At 65.7% G+C, this 23,373-nt stretch carries 21 protein-coding genes and 1 tRNA gene; 8 read left to right on the plus strand and 14 right to left on the minus strand.

Annotated features, from left to right (window positions below; translation table 11 throughout):
• Window positions 1-464: 464 nt before the first annotated feature.
• Window positions 465-1,280 carry a mechanosensitive ion channel family protein gene (locus C487_RS15350; protein WP_049908194.1) on the plus strand — a complete coding sequence of 272 codons (816 nt, stop codon included), beginning with the start codon at window positions 465-467 and terminating at the stop codon, window positions 1,278-1,280.
• Window positions 1,281-1,346: 66 nt separating this feature from the next.
• Here the strand turns inward: C487_RS15350 and C487_RS15355 are convergent, their stop codons facing one another.
• Window positions 1,347-1,868 carry a hypothetical protein gene (locus C487_RS15355; RefSeq protein ID WP_006186730.1) on the minus strand — a complete coding sequence of 174 codons (522 nt, stop codon included), beginning with the start codon at window positions 1,866-1,868 and terminating at the stop codon, window positions 1,347-1,349.
• 139 nt (window positions 1,869-2,007) lie between these two features.
• Between C487_RS15355 and C487_RS15360 the strand changes: the two genes are divergently transcribed.
• The 3 genes from C487_RS15360 (at window position 2,008) to C487_RS15370 (ending at window position 6,558) form a co-directional block, all read left to right on the plus strand.
• Window positions 2,008-2,460 carry a hypothetical protein gene (locus C487_RS15360; RefSeq protein ID WP_049908197.1) on the plus strand — a complete coding sequence of 151 codons (453 nt, stop codon included), beginning with the start codon at window positions 2,008-2,010 and terminating at the stop codon, window positions 2,458-2,460.
• Window positions 2,461-2,519: 59 nt separating this feature from the next.
• Complete coding sequence (locus C487_RS15365) at window positions 2,520-5,963, plus strand: PAS domain S-box protein (protein ID WP_006186732.1); 3,444 nt, start codon at window positions 2,520-2,522, stop codon at window positions 5,961-5,963.
• A gap of 136 nt (window positions 5,964-6,099) precedes the next feature.
• Entirely contained in the window at window positions 6,100-6,558 is a 459-nt protein-coding gene (locus C487_RS15370) for a hypothetical protein (protein ID WP_006186733.1), read from the plus strand.
• Here C487_RS15370 and C487_RS15375 read toward each other — a convergent pair.
• Window positions 6,543-7,211, minus strand: a complete 669-nt coding sequence (locus C487_RS15375) for an O-methyltransferase (RefSeq protein ID WP_006186734.1) — start codon at window positions 7,209-7,211, stop codon at window positions 6,543-6,545. The two genes, C487_RS15370 and C487_RS15375, sit on opposite strands and share 16 nt — an antisense overlap.
• 143 nt (window positions 7,212-7,354) lie before the next feature.
• Between C487_RS15375 and C487_RS15380 the strand changes: the two genes are divergently transcribed.
• Complete coding sequence (locus C487_RS15380; protein ID WP_006186735.1) at window positions 7,355-7,810, plus strand: dCTP deaminase/dUTPase family protein; 456 nt, start codon at window positions 7,355-7,357, stop codon at window positions 7,808-7,810.
• Window positions 7,811-7,977: 167 nt separating this feature from the next.
• Here the strand turns inward: C487_RS15380 and C487_RS15385 are convergent, their stop codons facing one another.
• Window positions 7,978-8,778: an enoyl-CoA hydratase/isomerase family protein gene (locus C487_RS15385; RefSeq protein WP_006186736.1), complete on the minus strand. Its 801-nt coding sequence runs from the start codon at window positions 8,776-8,778 to the stop codon at window positions 7,978-7,980.
• On the minus strand, window positions 8,778-10,346 hold the full coding sequence (locus C487_RS15390) for a long-chain-fatty-acid--CoA ligase (RefSeq protein WP_006186737.1): 1,569 nt from the start codon (window positions 10,344-10,346) through the stop codon (window positions 8,778-8,780). The genes C487_RS15385 and C487_RS15390 overlap by 1 nt, the downstream gene beginning before the upstream one ends.
• Window positions 10,347-10,533: 187 nt before the next feature.
• On the opposite strand from C487_RS15390, the gene C487_RS15395 reads away from it, so the two are divergent.
• Both C487_RS15395 and C487_RS20845 read left to right on the plus strand, forming a co-directional pair.
• Window positions 10,534-11,154, plus strand: coding sequence for a universal stress protein (locus tag C487_RS15395; protein ID WP_006186738.1), 621 nt, complete (start codon window positions 10,534-10,536; stop codon window positions 11,152-11,154).
• A 402-nt stretch (window positions 11,155-11,556) separates the two neighbouring features.
• Complete coding sequence (locus tag C487_RS20845) at window positions 11,557-11,727, plus strand: hypothetical protein (protein WP_162471318.1); 171 nt, start codon at window positions 11,557-11,559, stop codon at window positions 11,725-11,727.
• A gap of 1,059 nt (window positions 11,728-12,786) precedes the next feature.
• Here the strand turns inward: C487_RS20845 and C487_RS15405 are convergent.
• From C487_RS15405 to C487_RS15415, 3 genes are all read right to left on the minus strand, one after another.
• The gene (locus C487_RS15405) at window positions 12,787-13,644 is read right to left on the minus strand and encodes a hypothetical protein (protein ID WP_006186741.1); all 858 of its coding nucleotides are present in this window, start codon (window positions 13,642-13,644) and stop codon (window positions 12,787-12,789) included.
• 128 nt (window positions 13,645-13,772) lie between these two features.
• Window positions 13,773-14,969, minus strand: coding sequence for an ABC transporter substrate-binding protein (locus tag C487_RS15410; RefSeq protein WP_193787933.1), 1,197 nt, complete (start codon window positions 14,967-14,969; stop codon window positions 13,773-13,775).
• A gap of 60 nt (window positions 14,970-15,029) precedes the next feature.
• Window positions 15,030-16,043 carry a HEAT repeat domain-containing protein gene (locus C487_RS15415; RefSeq protein WP_049908195.1) on the minus strand — a complete coding sequence of 338 codons (1,014 nt, stop codon included), beginning with the start codon at window positions 16,041-16,043 and terminating at the stop codon, window positions 15,030-15,032.
• Window positions 16,044-16,397: 354 nt separating this feature from the next.
• Here C487_RS15415 and C487_RS15420 point away from each other — a divergent pair, with 354 nt between their 5' ends.
• Window positions 16,398-16,742 carry a hypothetical protein gene (locus C487_RS15420; RefSeq protein WP_006186744.1) on the plus strand — a complete coding sequence of 115 codons (345 nt, stop codon included), beginning with the start codon at window positions 16,398-16,400 and terminating at the stop codon, window positions 16,740-16,742.
• A gap of 413 nt (window positions 16,743-17,155) precedes the next feature.
• Here the strand turns inward: C487_RS15420 and C487_RS15425 are convergent.
• The 7 genes from C487_RS15425 to C487_RS15455 form a co-directional block, all read right to left on the minus strand.
• Window positions 17,156-17,229, minus strand: a tRNA-Thr gene (locus C487_RS15425).
• A 12-nt stretch (window positions 17,230-17,241) separates the two neighbouring features.
• Window positions 17,242-17,757 carry a GNAT family N-acetyltransferase gene (locus C487_RS15430; RefSeq protein ID WP_006186745.1) on the minus strand — a complete coding sequence of 172 codons (516 nt, stop codon included), beginning with the start codon at window positions 17,755-17,757 and terminating at the stop codon, window positions 17,242-17,244.
• On the minus strand, window positions 17,726-18,949 hold the full coding sequence (locus C487_RS15435; RefSeq protein ID WP_006186746.1) for a phosphoglycerate kinase: 1,224 nt from the start codon (window positions 18,947-18,949) through the stop codon (window positions 17,726-17,728). The genes C487_RS15430 and C487_RS15435 overlap by 32 nt, the downstream gene beginning before the upstream one ends.
• Window positions 18,950-19,050: 101 nt before the next feature.
• Window positions 19,051-19,659 carry a CBS domain-containing protein gene (locus C487_RS15440; RefSeq protein ID WP_006186747.1) on the minus strand — a complete coding sequence of 203 codons (609 nt, stop codon included), beginning with the start codon at window positions 19,657-19,659 and terminating at the stop codon, window positions 19,051-19,053.
• 85 nt (window positions 19,660-19,744) lie between these two features.
• Window positions 19,745-20,515 carry a GTP cyclohydrolase III gene (locus C487_RS15445; protein ID WP_006186748.1) on the minus strand — a complete coding sequence of 257 codons (771 nt, stop codon included), beginning with the start codon at window positions 20,513-20,515 and terminating at the stop codon, window positions 19,745-19,747.
• A gap of 68 nt (window positions 20,516-20,583) precedes the next feature.
• The gene (locus tag C487_RS15450) at window positions 20,584-20,910 is read right to left on the minus strand and encodes a DUF5785 family protein (RefSeq protein WP_006186749.1); all 327 of its coding nucleotides are present in this window, start codon (window positions 20,908-20,910) and stop codon (window positions 20,584-20,586) included.
• A 32-nt stretch (window positions 20,911-20,942) separates the two neighbouring features.
• On the minus strand, window positions 20,943-23,183 hold the full coding sequence (locus C487_RS15455) for a PAS domain S-box protein (RefSeq protein WP_083864632.1): 2,241 nt from the start codon (window positions 23,181-23,183) through the stop codon (window positions 20,943-20,945).
• Between the last annotated feature and the right edge of the window lie 190 nt (window positions 23,184-23,373).

Consider the following 23,373-nt stretch of genomic DNA (forward strand, 5'->3'; position numbering starts at 1 on the left):
AGATCGACGTGTTCGGACGCGAGCGTACGTTCCCGCCCCGCTGTGATCCCGTCGAGAGCGATCCGCGGCTCGACGCCCCTGATCGATCTCGAGCGGTCGAGCCCGCCGCGTCCTGCCAGCGTTCGACACGACACTGCGGACCCATGAGTGAAACTGGACACGTTCGGCGAGCCGTCGACGGCGGTGCATCGAATTCGATTCCCCGCCGTCACCGACGCGGTTTCGAATTCGGTCACAATACGGGTTTATCGCTCGCCGGCTCGAGGATCGTCTCGGTCTCGAGGCCGAGTCCGCTCGTCGGTCCGTTCGGAACCCGTCTCGAGCGGTCACGGTACGGCCGTCGCACAATTCCCCGTAACGGACACTTCAACCGACCCGCGTTAGTCGGTCGAGAACGGTTGGTTTCATGACTAGTCGATACGGACTCAATTACAAAGCACGGACGATGCCAATCGGCGTCGTGTATGGTACCACCGTATCCTGCCCAGGCACAGGTGCCCGACTGGCTGCAAGATCCCGTCGCGGAACTGGTTACGTTCCTTCCGCGGTTGATCGGCGCGCTGATCATCCTCGCGATCGGATGGGGCATCGGCCGCGTCGCAGCGGGCGTCGTCCGACGGCTCGCCGACGGCATCGAACTCGATCGGATGGTCCTCGAGACGCCGCTCGGTCGCATACTCGGCGGGACCGAACGGGCGGTTTCGAACGCCTTCGGGACGCTGGCGAAGTGGTTCGTCTACGCGATCGCGATCCTCGCGGCCGCGAACGCGCTCGCGATCGCGACGCTGTCACAGTGGATCTCGACGGCGGTCTCGTACCTGCCGGCGTTCATCGCGGGGCTGCTCGTTATTACCTTCGGGTTCGTCGTCGCCGACTTCATCGGCGACACCATCGAGCGGACCCGCGCGGCGACCGAGACCGCGTACACGAGCTGGTTCGCCAACGGCGCGCGGATGTTCCTCTACTTCACCGCGATCGTCATCGGGCTCGACACGATGGGGATCGACGTCGGCATCCTCTACGTGTTCGCACGGGCGATCGCGTGGGGCCTCGGCGCGGCCATCGCCATCGGTGCCGGCGTCGCGTTCGGCTGGGGTGGCAAGGATTACGTCGCCGAAAACATCGACGGTTGGATGAACCGGACGAGCAACGTCGCGCCCAGCGAAGGGGAATCGACGACCGGCCGCTCCCGGAGCAGCGACCGCCCCGGAACGAATCCGAGCACCGACCGCGACCCCGGCTCCGAGCCCGGCCCCGGACCGAGCGACGACGACGACTGAATCCGGACCCTGATCGCAGTCACGGCCGCCCGCACCGCCGCGACGTCGCTGTCGGTCTCGCGCCGGTCAGTCGGCTGCGGCTCGCTCCGCGTCCGGCCCATCAGCATCACCGCGCGGGAAGAGCGGTTTGACGGGCACGATCACGTGGGCTTGCACGAGTCGCCCGTCGTTTCGTCGCCACTTTTGCAGATGGGCGACCGCGTGCGAGCCGTCGTACCCCTCTTCGATCCGCTCACAGATCTCGCCGAACTCGGCGTCATCGAACAAGGCAGCCGAGACCGGGTCCGTCTCGACCGCGACGCTCCCCCGTCTGGCGTAGACATCGAGACGGCCGTCGAACGCGTACTCGAGGGCTTCGATCCAGCCGTGGATCTCACCGACCGTCGGCCGGTCGGGTGCCGTCGGAAAGGTGATCGACGCCTGATACTGGTCGGGACGGTCCCGGACGTGTCGCTGCCAGAGCCGTCCCAGTCGCCGCGCAGCCCCGCCGCCAGGCACTGCCGATGCGATGCGGGTCGCTCGATCGGCCGCGGCCGAGACTCGTCGTCGGAGGGCCGTCACGGGGACGGTTCGATCGCGTTCCCTCATTCGTTCTCACGTTCGAGTTGCGGGCATCGGTAATACGTCCTTTGTTGTGACGCGACGCCGGCCGCCGCTCGAGACGCGCGACGCCGGCCGTCGACGATTCGCGAGCGTTTTGTACAATGGGTTGCTACCCGACGGCAGCATGCCTCGTACAGGGTCCAGTCCCTCGCGTTCGCTCCTTGCCGGTTCCGTCGCGATCGTCGCAACCGGTGTCGCGGTTAATCTCCTCTTTGACTCCCCGCTTCGAACACTGCCGGCGTTCGTGTTGGTCGCCCTCGGCGTCGCCGGCGTCACGAGCACCGCCAGAGAGCACGGGACGGCACGGCTTCGACGCACCGCGAAGCGATGGTGGCTGCTCGCGTTCGCGACCTTCCTTCCCTACGCGCTCGCGACGGCCCCCGACGGCGAATCAGCGGCCGCCGTCGGCGACGCGTTCGCCGGTCCGGCCGTCTCCCTCGCGCTCGAATCGCTCGCCGGCGCGACCGCCCTCTGTGCGGTGTCGATGACGGTCCTCTACGGGTTCGCCTGGTACGGCATCCATCCGGGCCGCCCGACGCCCGAGGAGCGCATCCTCGCCGACGGCGGCGACGAGTAGCCAGACTCGAGTACAAAATCGGCGTTGGACTTATCCGTTCGAGCGGCCTCCTACGCCCAATGACCGAACGGGCGGGACCGGCGGTGTCGGCCCCCTGGGACGACAGTGACAAGTCGGCGGCGCAGCAGTGGTACCGGACGGTCGTCGAGACGGTTGCGGGTGGGGTGTTCCAACTCGACGCGGACGGCCGCATCGTCGGCGTCGACGATACGCTCCTCGAGTTGACGGGCTACACCCGCGACGCGCTCTCCGGCGAGCACGTCACGACCCTCCTCGGTGACTCCGGCAGTGGAGCGCTCGAGGCAGGGTCCGCGACCGGCGTGACCGAACGCGAGGGAACGATCCGGACGGCCGACGGCACCGCGATTCCGTGCGAGCTACGGCTCGGCTCGGTCCCCGGCAGCGACGGCCGTCAGGGCTCGATCGGCGTCGTCACCGAACGTGGCCACGGACCTCGAGCGGCGTCGGACGCCGAATCGACCCGGCCCCAGCCGTTCGAATCGGTCACGACAGTGCTCGAGGAGGCCGACGTAGGCGTCTTCGTGCTCGACGAGGCGTTCGACGTCGCGTGGATCAACCAGGCTACCGAGCGGTACTTCGGACTCGACGCGGCGGACGTGGTCGGCCGTGACAAGGCGACCGTGATCGACGACACGATCCGCGACCGGGTCGGCGATCCCGACGCGTTCGCCGATGTCCTCGAGTCGACCTACGACGGCAACGGCGACGCCGAGCGCTTCGAGTGTCGAATCACACCCGGCGACGGCCGCGAGGAGCGCTGGCTCGAGCACCGGAGCAAACCGATTACAGCCGGCCCGTACGCGGGCGGCCGGGTCGAACTCTACTACGACGTGACCGAACAGCACCGGCGGGCCGCCCAGCTCAGACAGCTCCACGAGGCCGTCCGCGAGTGGCTGGGCACCGGAACGCGCGAGGCCGTCGCCGAACAGGCCTGCCAGTACCTCTCCGAGGTCCTGGACCTCGATCTCAACGGCGTTTTCCTCTCCGATGCCGCGGGGACGGGCCTCGAGCCAGTTGCCTGGTCCGAGCCCGAAGCGGCCCCGTTCGACGAACACCCGGCGTTCGCGGCGGGAGCGGAGATCGCCCGGCGCGTCTTCGACTCCGGCGAGCCGGTGATCGACGACGTGCCCGTCGACTCGGACGACCCCGCGGTGCCGATCCGAAGCGCGATCGGGCTGCCGATCGGGGACCACGGCGTCGTCGTCATCGGGTCCGAAACCGCCGATGCGTTCGACGAGGGCGACCGCTCGCTCGTGAAAGTCGCCGCGTCGAGTCTCGAGGCGACCGTCGACCGGATCAGCCACGAGCAGTCCCTCGAGCGCGAGCGCTCTCAGACCGAAACGCTCCTCCGGACTACGCCGGTCGCCATCTCGGTCGAGGACGCCGACGGCCAGACCGTGCTGGCGAACCGACACGCACAGGCGGCGCTCGGACTCGCCGACCGCAGGCCGCTCGGCGAGACGGAACTGCTCGCCGAAGGGGCCGTCGTCGACGCCGACGGCGACCCGGTCGGCCCCGATCGTGGCCCGTCGGCGCGCGTCAGGGAGACCGGCGAGCCGGTCTTCGACGAGGAACTCATGATCGAGGGACCGACGGGCGATCCGTCGTGGTTCTCCGTCACCGCCGTCCCCGTGTTCGGGACCGACGGCGACCTCGAGCGAGTTGTTTCGGCTGGCGAGGACATTACCGCGCTCAAAAAGCACGAGCGCCGCCTCGAGCGTCGCAAGCACGAACTCGAGACGGAATTGAGCGAAATCCTCGGACGCGTCTCGGACGCGTTCTACGCGCTCGACGACGACTGGCGGTTCACGCACGTCAACGACCGCGCCGGGGAACTGCTGGGATACGACCCGGCGGCCCTCGTCGGCGAGAACATCTGGGAGACGTTCCCCAGCGGAGCCCGATCCGACCTCCGCGAACGCTATCGGACGGCCATGGAGACACAGCAACCCGTTGCGTGGGAGCGGTACTCCAACTCGCTCGACATCTGGATGGAGATCAGGGCCTACCCCTCCGAAACGGGACTGTCGGTGTACTTCCAGGACATCACCGACCGGAAACGCCGCGAGCGTCACCTCGAGCAGTACGAGCGGATCATCGAGACCATCGAAGACGGAATCTACGTCCTCGACGAAGACGACCGGTTCACGATGGTCAACGAGGCGTACGTTTCGCTCACCGGGTACGATCGCGACGAGTTGCTCGGCAGCCACGCCTCGCTCGTCGCCGACGAACAGGTGATGTCCCTCGCCCGGCAAATCGCCGCCGAGAGCGATGATTCGACCATCGAGGCGTCGGTCGAGACGAAATCCGGCATCCAGGTCCCGGTGGAGGCGACGGTGACATCGATCGCGACCGCGGACACCGGCCCCGAGCGGATCGGCGTCGTTCGGGACATCACGGAACGACAGGAACGACAGCAGCGGCTCGAGGCGAGCGAGCAGCGCTACCGAACCCTCGCCGAGAACTTCCCGAACGGCATCGTCGCCCTCTTCGACGACGAACTGCGGTACACCGCCATCGGCGGTCAACTCCTCGGCGAAGTCGGGATCGATCGCGAGGCCGCGATCGGCAAGACGATCCACGAGCGCTATTCCGACGAGCTACTCGCCGAGGTCGAACCCCATTTCCGGGCCGCCCTCGACGGCGACGAGCGCACCTTCGAGGTGACCTATCAGAGCCGGGACCTCCGTGCCACTACCCTTCCCGTCCGAACGGGTGACGAGGTAACCGCCGGAATGCTGGTCATCCAGGACATCACCGAACGAACGGCGTACCGGCGCAAACTCGAGGAGTCGAACGAGCGCCTGGAACAGTTCGCCTACGCCGCCTCGCACGACTTACAGGAACCCCTGCGGATGGTCACCAGCTACCTCCAGTTGATCGAGGGCCGCTATGCCGACGATCTCGACGCGGACGGCCGGGAGTTCATCGACTACGCCGTCGACGGGGCCGAACGCATGCGGGAGATGATCAACGGCCTCCTCCAGTACTCCCGGGTGGAAACGAAGGGCGAGCCGCTGGAACCGGTCGCTCTCGATGCGGTTCTGGCGGACGTTCGCGAGGACCTCCAGTTCTGCATCGACGAACGGGACGCCGAGATCACGGCGGACCCCCTGCCCCGCGTCGCGGGCGATGCGAGCCAGCTTCGGCAAGTGCTCCAGAACCTGCTCTCGAACGCGATCGAGTACAGCGGTGACGAGCCGCCGCGGGTTCACGTCAGCGCCGAGCGGACCGGATGGAAGTGGGAGATTTCGGTCCGCGACGAGGGGATCGGGATCGACGCCGAGAATCAAGACCGGATCTTCCAGGTGTTCCAGCGCCTTCACAGCCACGAGGAACACGCGGGCACGGGCATCGGGCTCGCGCTCTGTCACCGGATCATCGAGCGCCACGGCGGCGAAATGTGGGTCGACTCCACGCCCGGCGAGGGTTCGACGTTCTCGTTTACCCTTCCGGCCGCCGAAACGGCGACGAACTGATCGCCGCCGACCGTCGGCGCGGCCGGCCAGCGGCCCCGTCAGTCCCCGATTCGGTCCCGGGTCCGAGCCCCGACTCGAGCGGCTCGCAGTCAGCCAACAGCTATATATTCGCCCACCGATTCAACCCGGCAAAGCGGTGCACGACGTGATTCCGACAAAACACGGCTCGGAACGGTCCTCGTTGGCTGCCGCGCTCGGCTGTTTCGCCGTCGCCGGCGTCGCGACCGTCGCCGTCGACCACATCGCTCTCACCATCGGCGCGACGGGACTCGCCGTCGGTGGCGTCGCGTGTCTCGCTCGCTACGCTCGCTCGGTCACGCGGAAACGCCTCGCTGCCACCGCGTTGGGGCTGTGGCTCTCGTTTCTGGGCGTCGCCGTGGCACACGCCGTTGGCCTCGAGCCCGTCGGCTCGAGCGTGCCGGGGCCTACGCGGGTGACGGTCGTGGGACTCACTGCGATCACGTGGGCGACGTTACTCGCCGCCGCCGGAGCGACGATCTTCCTCGGCTTCCGGGAGTACGGGGCCTCGACGCCGGCCGAGGAACTCGACGAACAGGTGTTCGATGGTGAGACGACCGATTACTCGACGCGATAACTCACCGCGATGCCCTCGCCGAGCGGCACGACGATCGTCTCGAAGGCCGGATCGGCCCGCACCGTCTCGAGGTAGTCGATGATGCCCTGCGTGTGTTCGGTGGTGTCCGTCGGGGTACCGCCCTCGGCCCATTCGAGGAGGGCATCGAACTCGATGACGCCGGCCGTGATCGCGTTGTCGGCGACGACGACGCCGCCGACCGGCACGTCCGACCGAACGGCCTCGAACGCGTCGGCGTAGGTACTCTTCCGATGATCGATCAGCACGACGTCGAACGGGCCGTCGTAGCGGTCGATCGTCGCCATCGCGTCGCCGAGTTCGTACCGCGCGATGTCGTCGTAGCCGCCCGCGGTCATGTACTCGCGAGCCAGTTCGAGTTCGTCGTCGTCGACCTCCGTGAGGACGATTTCGCCGTCGTCGGGGAGCGCGTCGGCGAACCAGTAGGCCGAGTAGCCGTAGCCCGACCCGAATTCGAAGACTCGCTCGGCGTCGTTCAAGCGGGCGACGAAGCGAAGGAAGGCTCCGACCTCGGGGCCGACGTGGGGGAACCCCGCGGCGGCGGCGTACTCGTCCATCTCGAGCAGCGTCTCGTCGGGGTCCGGGCCGACCGCGCGAACGAAGCGAGCGATCCCGTCTGGGAGAACGTCGGTCATACTCAAAGCTACGGTCGCCAGCACATAGGGTTCGGGGAGTCCGACGCGCCGGCAGTCCCGGTCGGCGGTTCGGTGACCGAGTGCCGCCGGGCCCGCTCAGTGACAGTACTATTTTCATACTCGGAGCCGTCATATCGACCGATATGCCCACCGACCACCCCCTCGCCGAATCGATCGACAACCTGGTGTACGAACCGGTGCAGGTCACGGACCACGGCGTCGATCTGACGGTCAGCGCCGTCTACGAGGTGGCCGCCCCCGGCCGTCTCGACTTCGGCGGCGACGAACTCACGGACGCCGACCTCGAGCCCGTCCCGACGGCACTCGAGTCACCCCACGACGAGTTCGGCTGGTGGCACCTCGACGGCGGCCAGTACGTCATCCAACACAACGAGTTCCTGACCGACCTTTCGGAACCGGTCCACCTCCAGCCGCGCAACGAACTGCTGGCTCGCGGCGGCTCGCATCCCTCGATGCGGGTCCGAGACCACCTGCCGTTGATCCCGCTGTCGGTGACCGACGGCGGACTCAAACTCAAGGAGAACGCGCGGGTATCGACGGTGGTACCGCTCGGAACCGCGTCCCGACAGGTCGAATAGGCCGGCCTCTCTCAGGTATCCGTCTCGGTCCGACTGGGTGGCGATGTGTTCGACGGCTACAACGGGTCGCTGAACACGACCCATCACGAGACTCACGAGCAGTAACACGACGACCGCGATCACCCACGACACACGGGAGAACTGCGCCACCGACAGAACGCGGTCGATTACCGGCCCTCGTACTCGGGCTCGCGGTCCTCGAAGAAGGCGTCGACGCCCTCCTCGTGGTCGGCGGTCTCGAAGACGATGCCCTGTGCCGTCGCCTCGTCGGTCAAGGCTTGCTCGAGGGATTTCTCCAGGCCCTCGCCGACGAGTCGGTTGGCGTGGCGAAGCGCGATCGGCGGACCGGAGACGATCGTGTCGACGAACTCGTCGACCCGGTCCTCGAGTTCGTCGCGTCCATAGACGTGGTTGACGAGGCCGAGTTCTTTCGCCCGATCGGCGTCGACGATGTCGCCGGTGAGGACGAGTTCCTTCGCGACGTTCTCGCCGACGACCCGGGGGAGCAGATAGGAGGTGCCCGCGTCGACGCTCAGGCCGACCTGCCGGAAGACGAAGCCGAAGACGGCGTCCTCACTGGCGAGTTGCATGTCACAGGCCAGCGCGAGGTTCGCGCCGGCACCCACCGCGGGGCCGTCGATCAACGCGACCGTCGGCACCGGGAACTCGATCAGCGTCCGCATCAGATCGTTCGTCGACCGCTCGAGTGCGCGGACCCGCTCGTCGGCGGGGACATCGTTCTCGATACCCTCGACCATCGATTCGATATCGCCGCCGGCCGAGAACGCGCCGCCCGCCCCCTCGAGAACGACACAGCGGGCGTCGCTCTCTTCGATCTCCGCGAGCGCCGCCGAGATGCCGTCGCTGATAGCCGTCGAGAGCGCGTTGCGCCGCTCGGGCTGGTTGAGCGTGATCGTCGCAACCCCCTCGGCATCGATCTCGAGGAGGACATCGTCACCGAGCGCCATTATGCGTCCCCCGCCTGTTCGCGGAGTTTGAACTTCTGGACCTTCCCGGTCGTCGTTCGGGGGAGTTCGTCGACGAATTCGACCTCACGCGGGTGTTTGTATTCCGCGAGGTTGGTCAGGCAGTAGTCGGTGATCTCGTCCGCCGTGACATCGCCGTCCGGCGTCCGGACGATGAAGGCTTTGACGGTCTCCCCGCGGCGGTCGTCCGGAATCCCGGCGACGGCGGCGTCGGCGACGTCTTCGTGTTCGAAAAGCAACTCCTCGACTTCGCGCGGATAGACGTTGTAGCCGCCGGTGACGATCATGTGCTTCTCGCGGTCGACGACGTAGAAGAAGCCGTCCTCGTCGTGGTAGCCGATGTCGCCGGTGTGGAACCAGCGTCGCCCGTCCGCCTCGGTGAACGCCGCCTCGTTGGCGTCGGGCAGGCCGTAGTAGCCTTTCATCACGTTCGGCCCGGCAACGACGATTTCGCCGGTGATCTCGTGGAGGTCGGCTTCCTCCTCATCGATTGGACCTTCCTCGACCGGTGGGACCGTACCGAAGTCGTCGTCGACGACTTTCGAGTCGACATCGGGAACGGTCTTCCCGATGCTACCGACCCGACGGCCCTCGATCGGGCTGTTGAAGTGCGTGATCGGACTGGTCTCCGTGAGCCCGTACCCCTCGTAGATCGTCGGCTCGTAGCGGTCCTCGAACTGACGCAGGACCTCGACCGGAATGCCCGAACCCCCGACGCCACAGAGCCGCACCGACGACAGATCGAACGTCTCGGCGTTCGGTTGATTGATCACGTCGTTGTACATGGCCGGCACCCCGTGCATGATCGTCAGTTCCTCGTCCTCGATCAGCGATACGGCCTCCTGTGCGTCCCATTCGGGCAGCGGGTAGTACGCGGCACCGTTGAACAGCGCCGTGTTCATCACGACGGTCATCCCGTAGATGTGGAACAGCGGGAGGACCCCCAGCTGTTTGTCGTCCGGTCGGATGCCGTCCGGAACGAGTTCCGACGCCGCGTTCGCGTTCGACGCGAGGTTGCCGTGCGTGAGCTGAACCCCCTTCGGTTGACCGGTCGTCCCCGACGTATACGGCTGGACCGCGTCCTCGTCGTCATCACGCTCGGCGATCTCCGGATCACCGGGCTCGAGGAACTCCTCGAGCGTGCTCGCACCCTCGGCTTCGCCGCCGACGCTTACGATGTGTTCGACGCTCGTCTCGTCCTGTACCGCCGTCACGAACGGGACGAGATCGGCCAGTGCGACGACGACCTTCGCCCCACTGTCGTCCAATAGGTGACCGATCTCGCGGGCCTTGTACTGGGGGTTCATCGGGACGACGACCCCACCGGCCCGAAGCGTCCCGTGGAACGCGATCAGGAAGGGCGGTACGTTCGGCAGATAGAGCGCGACGCGGTCGTCCTGGCCGAGCCCCCGTTCCTCGAGCGCGGTCGCGAAGGCCCCGGTTTGCCCCCAGAACTCCTCGTAACTCGTTTCGGCCCCCTGAAACCCGATCGCGGTGTTGTCGCCGTGTTCCGCGACGGCGTCCGCGACGTGAGTGACAAGATTTGTCATATCCCGTGCCATACGTTTGCGCGTGTCGTAAAAAAGATTTACATCGTTCGGGATATCCGGCAGGATTGCTTTCCAGCGATAATCGGTCTGATAGCTTCTCGAAGGGAGCAGCGGGGCGACACCGTTCGCAGCGGGTCGGCTACGACTCGAGGGTATTTACGACTGTGCCCCCTAATTCCGCCGTAGCATGTATCAGGACATCCTCGTTCCGACGGACGGGAGCGACGGCACTCGCCGATCGATCACGCACGGGTTGACGATCGCGGATCGCTTCGGCGCGACGGTCCATGCGCTGTCGATCGTACCGCAGGGGCCGCTCGGCACGCTGCAGACCGACGGCGCGATTGCGGCCGCCGAGCGGGCGGTCGACCGCGTCGAGGCCGAAGCGACGCGGGAGGGGGTCGACGCCGTGACGGCCGTCGAACGGGGCGTCCCCCACGAAGAGATTCTCGAGTACACCGACGAACACGACGTCGACATGATCGTCATGGGGACCCAGGGCCGAACCGGCCTCGATCGGGTCCTGGTCGGGAGCGTCACCGAACGAGTCGTCCGGATGGCGGACGTACCGGTCGTAACCGTTCGCTTGAGCGACGAAATCCGGATCGAAGACGCGGACGAGGCAGCACGGATCGCTCGAACGACGGCCGAACAGGAGGGGTACGACGGCGTGAGCGTTCGCGAGACGCCACACCGGACCAGTGCCTCCTGGATCGTCCCGCTCGAGACCGATTCGGGAGCACTCCACGTTCATGTCGACGCCCTGACGAGCGAGGCCCGCGTTGCGAAGGGACCGGAAACCGAATAGGGTCCGTCGGCGCTCGAGTGATCGCCCAAACGACTCGTCGCCGTGTCGTGGCTTCGATATCGATCGACACACCCCGGTTCGGAGGCGTCGAGTCCCGACGGTCCGTCGCGTCGTCGGTCGCGGAGAGCACGCCGTCCATTGCCCGGAAAACGGTCGCCCACGGGGGCGGTAGGTGGTGGTTTCGAGGGACCCCGCGGACAGTTATACGGGAGCGGTGCACGATGATAAAACTGCCCACATCGAGACCGCCAACACCCATCGACGGCCGATATCGACTCCTCCGTTCTGCTTCGCCGACAGTGACGATCGGGCGTGTCTCGACGGTCACCACGTCCGGGACTCAGTCCGGAATGACAGGCGCGCTACAAACAGTTTTTAGTGAAAGTCAGTCCATGATATCTTATGGCAAGCAAGGAGGGTGAGCGATTGATCGTCAGCGGGAATGGGATGGGATCGGGACGACTCACGCGCGTTTTCCACTCGTCCGGTTCGCCCGAGTCGGTAGTGCTCGTGGCGCTCGCGCTGCTGCTGTTCGCCGTCGTCGTCGCGGGGAACCTGCTCGGATTCTGGTAAGGGCCTCGGTCGAGCCACGTTCGCATTCCGGGCCCGCCCGCCTCGAGTCCGTTGTACTGTCACCGTCTCACGCTCGGCGAATCGTCGGCGGACCGCTGTCGAAATACCGCTCGGGCGAACGCCTAAATGAGGGTCTTTGGGCCAATATTTTATCTGTATAAGCTCCGATAGCAGTGCATGGGGTGTTCGAATGACTGACGACGATGGGGGCGGGAGACAGTATCCGAGCGGCCACTGTCAGCAGTGTGGCGAACCGCTCCGGCTCAGTCCGTGTCTCAACTGTGGCTGGACGAAACGGGCGCACGATGGTCGGTAGCCGTAGCCGGTCGTTCGGCCTCGGTGCTGATCGTGCGAGCGATCGGCGTCCGGGAATCGGTCCGGTCGGACGACGAATTCGATACCGATGAACTCGAGCGGATGGGGTCCCCTTTTCGAACGCATCCGCGCGATCTCTTCGACCGGCTTAAGCGCAGGGCTTCGTCGCCACGCCTCGAGATCGCGCGTGGCCCCCAGGGGGCTTGTCTCGTGACACGCCGGCGGGAACCACCTGTCAGCGACCGGCTTTGGCTCGGACGTCACCCGCGACAGCCGTGTCCTCGGCCGTCCCGGACTCGGTCGTGTGCGTATTGCCGATCGCTTTCGGCGGCAACCGCTACGGAGTGCCTTTTATTCCGCCGGGGGCGGGACGAACGTCCCACCGTCGGATACGTCCCGGAGTCATGTAGCTGTTTCGAACAGTCCGTTCCGGAGCTATAGTGGCCACTGCAAGTCACTGCATACCTGATCGAACGAGTGCTGTACGATCAGTGTGTCACTAGTTGCAGTTGTTCCTATAGATCGGACGCAGTTCGTTACCTCGGCAGTAGCCATCCGATGCGATTGTCTTTCGATATGTGGGCAGAGAATATCTGGACGGAACTCCCACGATCGGAGTGGACGCCGGAACACGAGGCCTATGCGGAATGAGGGCGCACGCAGCGAGCCGATACCCGACCGCCGCCCGACGCGTCGATGGACTCGAGATGACGGTCGAGTGGGCGACCGGGACAGCAGACGAGCTTAGTTCCGTGCGGAACGCTCACGAACCGCGACCTCACGGTCGGCGGTAATATACCCTCGAATCGATAGCGTCACCGAGTCCGGTGTCTCGGTCGTGTACTCCGTATCGAGTTCGAGGGAGAACGTCGCGTCGTCGCCGGCGGACACCTCACGCTCGAGGATGTGTGATTCGTCGTCGTCCGCGATGAGTTTCGTCGGCCAATACAGGGCTGCGAGAAACCGGCCGTCGGTCTCGGAGGTGTTCGTCACGGTCAGCGACACCGGAAGCGACTCTCCGCGGGACACCGTCTCCGCGACGGTCAGCGATACCAGTTCGAAGCTGGGAGCGGGCGCAGCCAACCGCTCCCGTCCCGCGTCGGTGAGCGGCCACGTGGTGTCGGGGTCCGCGTACCGAATCCGCGGGTTCGATGCCGAGAGCGGTGACGGGACCGTGAACGCGAGGTATGAGCTCTCGCCACCGCTGCGTCGACCGACCGGGCCGCCCCCGTGGTCCGCAAGCGTAAAATTCAGCCCGCCCCTGCCGTCGGGGAGTCCCGGGGTCCAGGACTCCGCACCCGTCTCGAACGTGAAGTTCGATGCCCGGAGGCCCTCGTCGGCCCGCACCGAGGCGACGATATATTGTGTCCCGTCTTCGGCATGGACGCCGCCCGATCCCATCATAGATTCGTACGTGACGGCCTTTCGAACGACGATATCGTCCACCGAAATCCCGGCGTCCGGAGATGACGATTGCGGCTTCTCGGTTCCGTTACCGGGTTCGTCGTCGCTCCGATTCGGGGTGCTCGAGTCACTGAGACAGCCACCCGTGAGGGTAGTAAGGGAGCCCCCGCCCGCGACGAGGAGTGTCCGTCGATCCATATCGGATACTCTCGGACACGGGATATATGACTTGGTCTGGGTTAAACGGTCGTTTGACCTATCATAGCAACTGACGGTCACTGTACAGCTGATCGCACGACGGCCGTACGAGCAGCGTGCGAATCGCTTCAGCTCTCACCGTTGATGATGTCCGCGATTCGCTGGCGATCGAACAACCGTTCGTCCTCGGGAATCGCCGGGTACGCTTCGCCGTCGACGTAGCCGGGCCACTCGCCGAATTGGTCGGGGAACAACTGCTTTGCGGTCATTTCCGTCTGGAAGAGGTTGAGAATCGGTCCCTGTCGACGTGCCCCCTGGGCGTAGACGTTACCTTCGCTCACGGCCGTGAGATGGCGTGTAGTGGTGTCTTCCTCCAGATTCGTCCGGATATCGTCGAGGTCGTGGTACGCCGTCATCGGGCCGAGGACGAGCAACACGTCCGGATCCGCTTCGAGGAGGAGTTCGTAGTCGAGCGTGATGTTGCGGCCGTCCTCGCCGTACCCGTCCCCGGTGGCGTCGGCCAGCGCGTCGGTGACGCCCATCGGCCGGGTGTGTGCGGCGTAGTAGCCCGGGTAGTTCATTTTGTAGCCCCACGCCTTTTTTTCGTCCGACGCGAACGTTACCAGTGCCGCGCTTGGCCGATCGCTCTCCGGCGGAAGGTTCGACTCGATCGTCTCCAGCATCGACTCGTGGACCGAGGCGAGCGCTTCGTACCGTTCGGTCTCCTGAAACACCTGCGCGATCTTGCCGAAAATGTCCCACAGCGTGTAGTATTCGTATTTGTCGGCCCAGCCCGCCGGCGGTTCCCGATGGGTGCCGCTGAGAGTGTTCCCGAACCACGGTCCGACGGTCTCGCCGATCTTGCTGATGTCGCTGTCGTCCCATCCGTTGGCCGTCGCGACCTTCGCAGGGTCAGCGATGTGAACGTCGCTATCCAGTTCGTACAGTTTTTCCTCCGTCGGCGGCCACGAGGAATACAGTCCCTCCCAGTCGACCGAGACTCCGTCGAGACGCTGCAGGAATTTCCGGTACAGCGACTGGTGGTATTCGGGGGCATGCATCGCGTTGATATCGTCACCCCGCCCGAGTGCCAACAACATGTCCGCGTGATGGCCCAGTATCGTGAAGATATCCTGTGGGATCTCCTCGAACGTAACCTCGCCCATGGGTGCCATTGTCACCGAGTAGCCACCATCCTCCGGCGTCGAATCGGAGTCGGACTGACTCACACACCCCGCGAGCAGTCCCCCGCCAACGACCGTGCCGCCGTACTTTACATACTCACGTCGCGTCGGTGTCTCGTGCTCAGTGGCGTCATTCACCATGTGTTTTAGGCCAGCCTAAACATATAAAACGATTCCGAATAGTCGGTCAGCCTAGATCAGTCAGTGTGGAGCGCCACAGCGCGGACAGATCGGCGGGCCGCCCCCGGACAGGTCGAGCCCGCAGTGCTGACACTCGGACCCGTCGGGCGACGTGATCGCCTCGACGGTGTCGTCCGTCCCGTCCCGGATCGACTCGACGGTCCCGAGGCCGGCTAGCGACTCGACGGACTCCTCGTCGTCCGCCAGCGACTGTCGGAGGAAACGCACGCGGTCGGTGAGGAACGCCGGCGGGTCGTCATCCCCGGAGTCGACCTTGCCGAGATCGGGGATCGAATCGATCGATGCGTCCGACCGGATGGCCACCGCGAACCCCTCCGCTGCTCGCCCCCTGACGTAGGGGTTCTCGTCGTCCAATCGCTCTCGTAGCTCACCCACCGCTTCGGACATCGTCTCGGGATACGCACACCCGACCGCGACAAGCGCCGTACAGAGATGATACCGGACGAGTTCGGGTTCGGCATCGAGATGCTCGGCCAGCGACGGGACCTGATGCCGGAGTCGACTCGAGTCACCGAGCGCCACGCACGCCAGCGCCTTCGCGAGTTTCTCCTTGACCTCCGGTTCGTCGAACGACAGCCCGATGCGAAGGTCCGCCAGGATCTCCGGGTCGCTGACCTCCTCGGGGAATTCGAGCGCGACGTAGCCGAGTGCTTCGGCACACCGCGCTCGGACGTAGTAGAACTCCTCGTCGTCGGCCAGTCGCTCCGCAAGCGAGTCGATAACAGGGCGGACGGCACCCGGTGCCGAGGCTGCGAGGGTGACGAACAGTTTGGCGCTGCTCAGTCTGATCGCACGGTCGTCGTCGATCAGAAACGTCACGAGCGGGGCAGCGAGTCCGTCGAACGCACCTGGACGTTCTTCGACGTCCGCTCGAGCCGCCCGCAATGCTCGCTTGCGAGCGTCCGCGTCTGCCGTACCGACCCGCGCCAGTTCTGCACCCACCGCTTCGTGATCTCCGTCATCGAGAAGGGCGGTCAAGCGGTCCGGTGTTGGCGGCTGGTTAGAGTCAGTCATCGGCGCTGTCAGTCTGTGACCGTGTTCGATGCCCGATCGTTTCAATCCAGTGACTCCGTGCTGGCGCGTCAACAGCAACAATACTCACGCGTTTTCCCCTCCCCTTTCTATTCGAAGTTGCGCCCACCACCGGCGACGCTCGCCGACCCGACTGGGGGTCCACACCGTCGTGTCCACCGACGAGGCTTCCGAATCGATTTCGGACCGAGTTAGTGTTGCTCGAGGGACGACTCGGGAGAACTAATCTTCCACTACAGACCCTCACTGCTTTTAATAAGATAGTAATATACATATACGGTAAAACTAGTTCTAGCAAAGATTTATTAGTAGTGGCGATATCTATCCGGTGTAGATATGACAAGTGATAACGCGGGTATCGATCGACGTAGCGTCCTTCGAAAGACCGGCATCGGACTCGCCAGCGTCGGCGGCGTCGCGATGGCAGCCGGAAGCGCTTCGGCGACCCATCTCTCCGTCGGCGACACCGTCAAGTACAGTCCCTGCAGTGACTGTGACGACTGCTATCAGATGATGGAGGACCCGCCGAACGGAGACTGGAGTCGGACCGGGCCCTACGCGTGCCGCGGGTGGGAAACGGAAGTGCTCAGCATCTACGAATCGTCGGGCGAGCAGTTCGTCGAACTCGATTTCGGCAAGGGACCCGGCTGGGAATCCGAACACGCCGTCGAAACGGTCTAATTCGGGCCGCGAATCAGTAGCATTCACTACGTTTTTGCAGGAACCAGTGCTCCTTCCCTCGATTACGGACGCGGACACGACAGGATCGACTCCGTGAGGGATTCGACTCGGCGAATCGGTTGCGATCCCGGACGTGTGACGCGTCGTCGAGCGATGCAAATCTCCTCGTCGTCCGCGGTTCAGTCGACCCGGACCGTTCGCTCACCGTGTTTCGGACGATCGATGACGGACTCGGAAGCCTCGATATCGTCGAGGCTCCGCAGAACGGGCCGGGTCATCGGTCGCGGTACTCGAGCAATGACACCTCCGTTCGACCGGCGGTAGAACGAGTTTTGACCCGTCGGGTCGGATCACTTGACTTCTTGGGACGAAAAAGGCGTATCAATCAGCAGTGGCTCTGAACTACGTATTCAAGCCAGGGGTGGGATTTGAACCCACGAAGTCTCGATTACAAGTCGAGTGCATGAACCGCCCATGCTCCCCTGGCGCACGCCGTGGGTTAGCCGTCCTCCTTTGAATGTGTATCGTTTTTCTCCCGGCTCTCGAGTGTCCGGCTCATCGTCACCCGGAACTCCGCGTACCCCTTGCGACGGTAAAACCGCCGGGCGGACTCGTTGTCGGCCATCACCTCGAGTAGCATCGTGTCGACGCCGCGATCGGCCAGCGACGCCTCGGCGGCTTCGAGCAGCGCCGTGCCGATGCCGCGGTTCCGATGGGCGGGTTCGACGTAGATATTCGACAGCATGCCGCGGGTCTCGTCGAGTTCGAGGGCACCGCGTTCGACCGAGACCGTGGCGAACCCGACGATCGATCCTTCGAGACGGGCGACGAACAGGCCATCGCTGACCTGATAGGCTCCGAGCGTCTCCCGCATGGTCTCGCGGTTCGCGTCGGCACGGACCGCCGACCCGTACTGGCGCTGATCGCGAGCGAGGCGGACCCAGCGGTCGGTGAGGGGTTGGATGTCGTCGCGAGACGCGCGTTCAATCGTCGGCTGCGGGTCGTTGGGGGGCATTCTCGAGTGCCGTCACGGCGGGAAGCGATTCGGCGGTGAGCATCCGCAACGCCGCGCCGCCGCCGGTGCTGACGTGGGAAAAGCCCTCGACGCCGAGCGTCCGCAGGGCGGCGGCCGTGTCGCCGCCGCCGACGATGCTCGTCGGGATGTCGGTCGCAGCGCCGTAGAGTTCCCGGGTGCCGGTCTGGAAGCGTTCGTCCTCGAAGACGCCGGCGGGGCCGTTGAGGATGACGGTCTCCGCGTCCGCGAGTATCCGTCGGTAGTAGTCCAGCGTCGACTCGCCGATGTCCATCGCAGCCTCGCCGTCGCCGGGGGGCAAGGCGTTGACGCCGAGTTCGTGGCGGTCGCCGTCCCGGGCGACGGCGACATCCCGCGGGAGTGCGATCCGATCGCCGTACGCGTCGAGCAGATCGGCGGCGCGGTCGATCTCGTCCCAGTAGCCCTGGTCGTAGATGAAATCGGAACTGGCGTCGCCGAGGTCGACGCCGTCGGCGATGAGAAAGACGTTGCCGACGACGCCCGCGGTGAGGACGTGATCGGCCAGCCCCTTCTCGAGGACGGACCAGGCGACATCGATCGAGTCGGAGACCTTCGCGCCGCCGAGGACGTAGACTCGGGGGGCGTCGGTCTCCTCGATCGAGCCCAGCACGTCGAGTTCGGATTCCATCACGCGGCCGGCGTAGCTGGGGAGGACGGACGGGAGCCCGACGAGGGAGGGCTGTGAGCGGTGGGCCGCGGCGAAGGCGTCGTTGACGTAGGCGTCCAAGACGGGTTCGAGGCCCGCGACGAGGTGGGTTCGAGCGGCCCGTTCGGGGTCGAACTCCATGTACTCCTCGCTGTAAAAGCGCGTGTTCTCGAGGACGACGCACCCGCCGTTCGAGAGGTCCCTGACGGCCTCTCGGGCGGCCTCGGAGAAGGTCGCATCGACGTAGTCGACGGGCCGGTCGAGCAGTGTCGAGAGGCGGTCGGCGTGGGAAGCAAGCGAGACGAAGTCGTCGCCGCCGGGCCGACCCTGATGGGCGAGGACGGCGACCTGACCGCCGCGTTCGAGCAGTTCCGACAGGGTATCGACGTGTGCGCGCAGTCGGGCATCGTCCGCGAGCGTGTCATCGTCGTCGATCGGACTATTGACGTCGACGCGAACACCGACGGTAGTCCCTTCGACGTCCAGGTCGTCGAGGGTCGCGATCATTATCGACCTGTCCACCGCGACACCCGAAAGGTCTTTCTATCGGAGGGATACGGATCGGGAGCCGCCGACACGACACCTGCCGAGTCGGGACCGGCAGTCGATTAGACCGTCCGACAGTCCGCACAGACGAGTTGGCCGTTGGCATCCCAGAGCGCGTCGGCGAGGGAGCCGCAAGCCTCGCAGATGCCCTGCGTGGTGTACTCGTCGCCACCGTTGGGGAGCAGTTGGGTATCGTCCTCCTCGGCAGTCCGGGTCGCTGCGGGATCGGCGGCTCCGCGGTCGCGATCGACCGGCGGCTCGCTCGAGCGTGAGGGCGTCATCGTCGCCTGGAACGAGCCCGCGGCGGCGATGACGTCTCGCTGGGTAACCAGGCCGACGATGCCGTCGGCGGCTTCGACGACGACGTTGCGGATGTTCTGGCGGGCCATCGTGGTCGCAACGTCGGTGAGCGACCGATCGGGATCGACCGTGATGACCGGCGTCGTCATCACGTCGCCGACGGTCGTCGCCGACGGATCGCGGTCGTCCGCGACGAGTCCGAGCACGTCCCACTCGGTCACGATGCCGACCGGCTCCGCACCCCGGACGACCAGCGCGCAACTCGTCCGTTCCTCGCGCATGAGTCGCACGACCTCGCGGACGGTGTCGGACTCGCTGACGCCGACGTAGTCGGACGTCAGGACATCCCTGACGGACAGTTCCGATTCCATATCTGAACGATACCCACGAACGGGCTAAAAGCTACTCCCGTCACACTTAAGCAAGCCGGCAGCGAAGTTCCCTAATTCACCGTTCTCAGGCCGTCTTCCACTCGAGTTCGACACGAGTGCCGTCGGCCCGACAGGTCTCGAGGGCGTGTTTCGCCGCGAAGCCGGCTTCGTGGGCGCTCGCCCCGCGACCGACGCCGACCTGCATCTCGACGTCGACGGCGTCCTCGACGTGGGCGGTGGCCTCCTCGTAGTCGGCCGCCGCGAGGTCGGGACAGACGACGATGACGTTGTCGCCGCCGACGAAAAAGGAGAGGCTGTCGTGGGTGTAGCGCATGTGGCGCATGAGTTCGGCGTACCCCTGCTCGATCTCGATGAAGGTGTCGAAGGCGTTGAGTTCGTCCGTGTAGTTGCCGGTCGCGTTGACCACGTCGAAGTGGGCGATCTGGACGTCGTCGTCGGTCCGGTACTCGTCGTCGATCGCCCGCCCCTCGAGACACTCGCGGCGGTTCTCGTCCTGTGCGCTGCCGGCCTCCTGCAAGCGGGCCGTGGCGTCGGACAGCGCCTGCACGGGGCTGGTCCCCGTCGCGACGCCGAGGCTGAGCGTGACGGGATACCGGTTGCCGATCGACTCCTGTAACAGCGCGTGGTCCTCGAGCGAGCAGCCGTTCGTCACCGCGATCATGTTGTCGAAGCGAGTGAAGAAGGCGTAGCCGCCGCGGTTACCGACGAACTGCGAGATTTCGGCGAACAGCCGGGACTGCATGGTCTGGAGGTCGGCCTCCCGACGCGGTTCCGGCGTCACGGTCCAGGGTCCGTAGTTGTCGATCTGAACGAGCGTTACCTGCGTGTTAGTCACTGTGGGCGTTCATTTCGAACGGCGTCGTATAAGCGATACGTAATCCAGATTCGTGATGGGGGCGGCGTTCAGGCGTGTTTCTTTTCGGGATCGCTGCCCTTCGGGTGGTACGTCCAGAAGTCGCCCGCACGCATCGCAGCGCCGACGGCCTTGTGCATGTCGAGCATCGTCTCGAACTCCGCGGGTTCGACGTACTCGAAGATTTCGCTCATCGGGACGACCGTCTCGTAGTTGATCCGGATCGGGTAGTCGCCGTACTCCGCGACGAACTCGTCGCGGTCCATCGGGAAGTCCTCCTCCTCGTCGACCTTGTCCGCGATGATCCGCATGTCGAACTTGCGCATCCCCTCGCTGCCCTCCTCGCCGTCGGGATCGACCGGCCAGTTGCTGCTCATACCCGGACGTGTGTAGGGGTCCCGCAAAAGGATTACTCCTCGTCGCCGGGCCGCGACCGGCCGACCAGGTCGACGCCGGTCAGTTCGAACCGCGCCCCGCCGTCGGCTCCCTCGGTAGCGGTCACCGTCCAGCCGTGAGCGTCGGCGATCCGATCGACGATCGCGAGCCCGAGCCCCGTCCCATCGCTCGAGTAGCCGCTTTCGAATATCCTGTCGCGCTCGGCGGCCGGGATGCCGGAGCCGTCGTCGGCGACGAAGAACCCGTCGGCCGCCGCCTCGTCGAGGTCGCCAACGGTGAGCGTGATAGCGGCGCTGTCGGGGTCGGCGTCCCGGCGAGCCCGTGCGTCGTCCGTCGAGCCGTGCTCGACGGCGTTGCTGATGAGGTTCTCGAGGAGTTGGGTAAGGCGGGCGCGGTCGGCCCGAACGACGGCGTCCGTTTCGATCTCGACCGCGGCGTCGTCTGTTTCGACGTGTCGCCAGCAGTCCGTGACGAGGTCCGCGAGGTCGACCGGCTCGGTGTCAGGGTCGGGATCGCGCTCGCGTGCGATCGTCAGCAGGGTTTCGATCAGGGCTGCCATCCGATCGTGGGCCCAGGCGATGGCCTCGAGATCGTCGTCGTCGCAGTCGCCGCTCTCGCGGACCCGCTCGAGGTGGCCCTGGGCGACGTTCAGCGGGTTCCGGAGGTCGTGGGAGACGATGCCGGCGAACCGGTCGAGGCGTTCGTTCTGCGCTTTGAGTTCGCGTTCGCGGGCTTTCCGGTCGGCGATGTTTCGCAGGACGCCGACGGTACCCCGGAAGCAGCCGTCCTCGTCCGGCGGCAGGGCCGCGATGTGATTCTCGTTGGGGTGGCGCTCGCCGTCTTTCGTGACTGTCTCCATTTCGAACGACGCGTGCTCGCGGTCATCGTTGCCCAATAGCGCCTCGATTTCCGACTCGGCGGTGTCGATATCGTCCTGGTCCATGATGACCGAGACGTGCTCGCCGACCAGTTCCTCGGGTCGGTGCCCCGTCGTCGACACGTCGTCGTTGATCGGAGGGATGATATCGGTGATGACACCCGCGGCGTCCAGCGAGTACACCTCGTCCGGAATCGTCTCGAGGATCGTCTCGTAGCGCTCGAGTTCGCGTTCGCGGGCCTTGCGTTCGGTGATGTCGCGAACGACGCCGGCGACGCCCCGGTAGCGGCCGTCCGCCAGGGGCAACAGCGAGACGTTGTCCTCACAGCGAATCCGCTCGCCGTCGCTCGTTTCGACGGTGATTTCGTAGGTCCGGTGGCGGGCGTCGGTGTCGTCGGAGAGCAGCGACCGGACGCAGTCCTCGCCGCGCTCCACGGACGGCTCGTCGAGGAGAAACGAGATGTGGCGGCCGACGATCTCGTCCTTCTCGTAGCCCGTCATCGCGGCGTAGGCATCATTGACGAACGCGTACCGCCCCTCCGAATCGACCGTGTAGACCGGATCACCCAGCGCGTCGATGATCGTCTCGTAGCGCTCGAGTTCGCGCTTGCGCTCCTCGCGGTCGGTCACGTCGCGGACCGTACAGATGAGGTCGCCGTTGTCGGTCGTCGACAGCGAGTGGGCCTCGACGAAGGTGGTGCCGTCGGCCCGGAGGCCAGTCGTTTCGCCGAACCAGTCGCCCTCGGCCATCACCGTCGGAATGATCTCCTCGCGGACGGTCGCGACATCCTCGTCCGGGTAGAGCCGCTCCCAGTGCGCGCCGATCAGGGTCGACGGCTCGTAGCCGTAGAGGTCGGCGTAGGCCTGATTCACGTAGACAAATCGGCCCTCGTCGTCGAGCAGGCTGATCCCCTCCCGTGCGGTTTCGACGGCGTGGAGCTGGCGCTTGCGGCGCGAGCGGGCGCGGATCGTGTCGACGGCCGCGACGAGGCGGTCCCGCAGCGTCGCGGCCCCCTCGCTTTTCGGCACGTAGTCCGTCACCCCCGCCCCGATCGCCTCGCTCGCGACGGCCTCCGAGCCCGCCCCGGGACACAGGACGAACGGCAGCGAGTCGTGGGCCGCTCGGACCGCGTCGAACAACGCCAGCCCGTCCATATCGGGCAGGTCGTACTCCGAGACGAGACAGTCGACATCGGCGTGCTCGAGCCGCTCGAGCGCGTCGCTGGCGCTGGTCGCGCTGAGCGTTTCGATGGGGGCGGCCGCTCGCTCGAGGCAGTCGGCGACCGCGGCCGTCCACGCCGAGTCGGCGTCGACGTGGAGGACGCGAATCGGGTCCATCGAGACACTCCCGCGCCGGGGTTCGTCTCGAATGCTCATGGCTCGTCTCTCGGGACCACGGGGATATAGGTTGGGGCCAGCCACGACCGCGTTCCAGCGCCTGTCGCGTCCGCTCCGTCGGAATTTCACACATTCGATCACGAACGACTGTCGCGTCGAACGGGGGTCGATCGGGGAGCCGTCGCCGGGTTCGGCGTCTCGAGTCCGACCGGCGGGCCGACGGATGGGC

This window comes from Natrinema pallidum DSM 3751 (assembly GCF_000337615.1).
Taxonomy (GTDB): domain Archaea; phylum Halobacteriota; class Halobacteria; order Halobacteriales; family Natrialbaceae; genus Natrinema; species Natrinema pallidum.

Bases quoted from the DNA above. Each gene is read 5' to 3' on its own strand.
- C487_RS15450 (WP_006186749.1), bottom strand. From the start codon at position 20,910: ATGAGCAGCAACTGGCCGGTCGATCCCGACGGCGAGGAGGGCAGCGAG.
- C487_RS15390 (WP_006186737.1), bottom strand. From the start codon at position 10,346: ATGACAAATCTTGTCACTCACGTCGCGGACGCCGTCGCGGAACACGGC.
- C487_RS15385 (WP_006186736.1), bottom strand. From the start codon at position 8,778: ATGGCGCTCGGTGACGATGTCCTCCTCGAGATCGATGCCGAGGGGGTT.
- C487_RS20845 (WP_162471318.1), top strand. From the start codon at position 11,557: ATGGCAAGCAAGGAGGGTGAGCGATTGATCGTCAGCGGGAATGGGATG.
- C487_RS15380 (WP_006186735.1), top strand. From the start codon at position 7,355: ATGCCCACCGACCACCCCCTCGCCGAATCGATCGACAACCTGGTGTAC.
- C487_RS15355 (WP_006186730.1), bottom strand. From the start codon at position 1,868: ATGAGGGAACGCGATCGAACCGTCCCCGTGACGGCCCTCCGACGACGA.
- C487_RS15410 (WP_193787933.1), bottom strand. From the start codon at position 14,969: ATGGTGAATGACGCCACTGAGCACGAGACACCGACGCGACGTGAGTAT.
- C487_RS15420 (WP_006186744.1), top strand. From the start codon at position 16,398: ATGACAAGTGATAACGCGGGTATCGATCGACGTAGCGTCCTTCGAAAG.
- C487_RS15395 (WP_006186738.1), top strand. From the start codon at position 10,534: ATGTATCAGGACATCCTCGTTCCGACGGACGGGAGCGACGGCACTCGC.
- C487_RS15455 (WP_083864632.1), bottom strand. From the start codon at position 23,183: ATGAGCATTCGAGACGAACCCCGGCGCGGGAGTGTCTCGATGGACCCG.
- C487_RS15435 (WP_006186746.1), bottom strand. From the start codon at position 18,949: ATGATCGCGACCCTCGACGACCTGGACGTCGAAGGGACTACCGTCGGT.
- C487_RS15360 (WP_049908197.1), top strand. From the start codon at position 2,008: ATGCCTCGTACAGGGTCCAGTCCCTCGCGTTCGCTCCTTGCCGGTTCC.
- C487_RS15405 (WP_006186741.1), bottom strand. From the start codon at position 13,644: ATGGATCGACGGACACTCCTCGTCGCGGGCGGGGGCTCCCTTACTACC.
- C487_RS15350 (WP_049908194.1), top strand. From the start codon at position 465: ATGGTACCACCGTATCCTGCCCAGGCACAGGTGCCCGACTGGCTGCAA.
- C487_RS15365 (WP_006186732.1), top strand. From the start codon at position 2,520: ATGACCGAACGGGCGGGACCGGCGGTGTCGGCCCCCTGGGACGACAGT.
- C487_RS15415 (WP_049908195.1), bottom strand. From the start codon at position 16,043: ATGACTGACTCTAACCAGCCGCCAACACCGGACCGCTTGACCGCCCTT.
- C487_RS15430 (WP_006186745.1), bottom strand. From the start codon at position 17,757: ATGCCCCCCAACGACCCGCAGCCGACGATTGAACGCGCGTCTCGCGAC.
- C487_RS15375 (WP_006186734.1), bottom strand. From the start codon at position 7,211: ATGACCGACGTTCTCCCAGACGGGATCGCTCGCTTCGTTCGCGCGGTC.
- C487_RS15440 (WP_006186747.1), bottom strand. From the start codon at position 19,659: ATGGAATCGGAACTGTCCGTCAGGGATGTCCTGACGTCCGACTACGTC.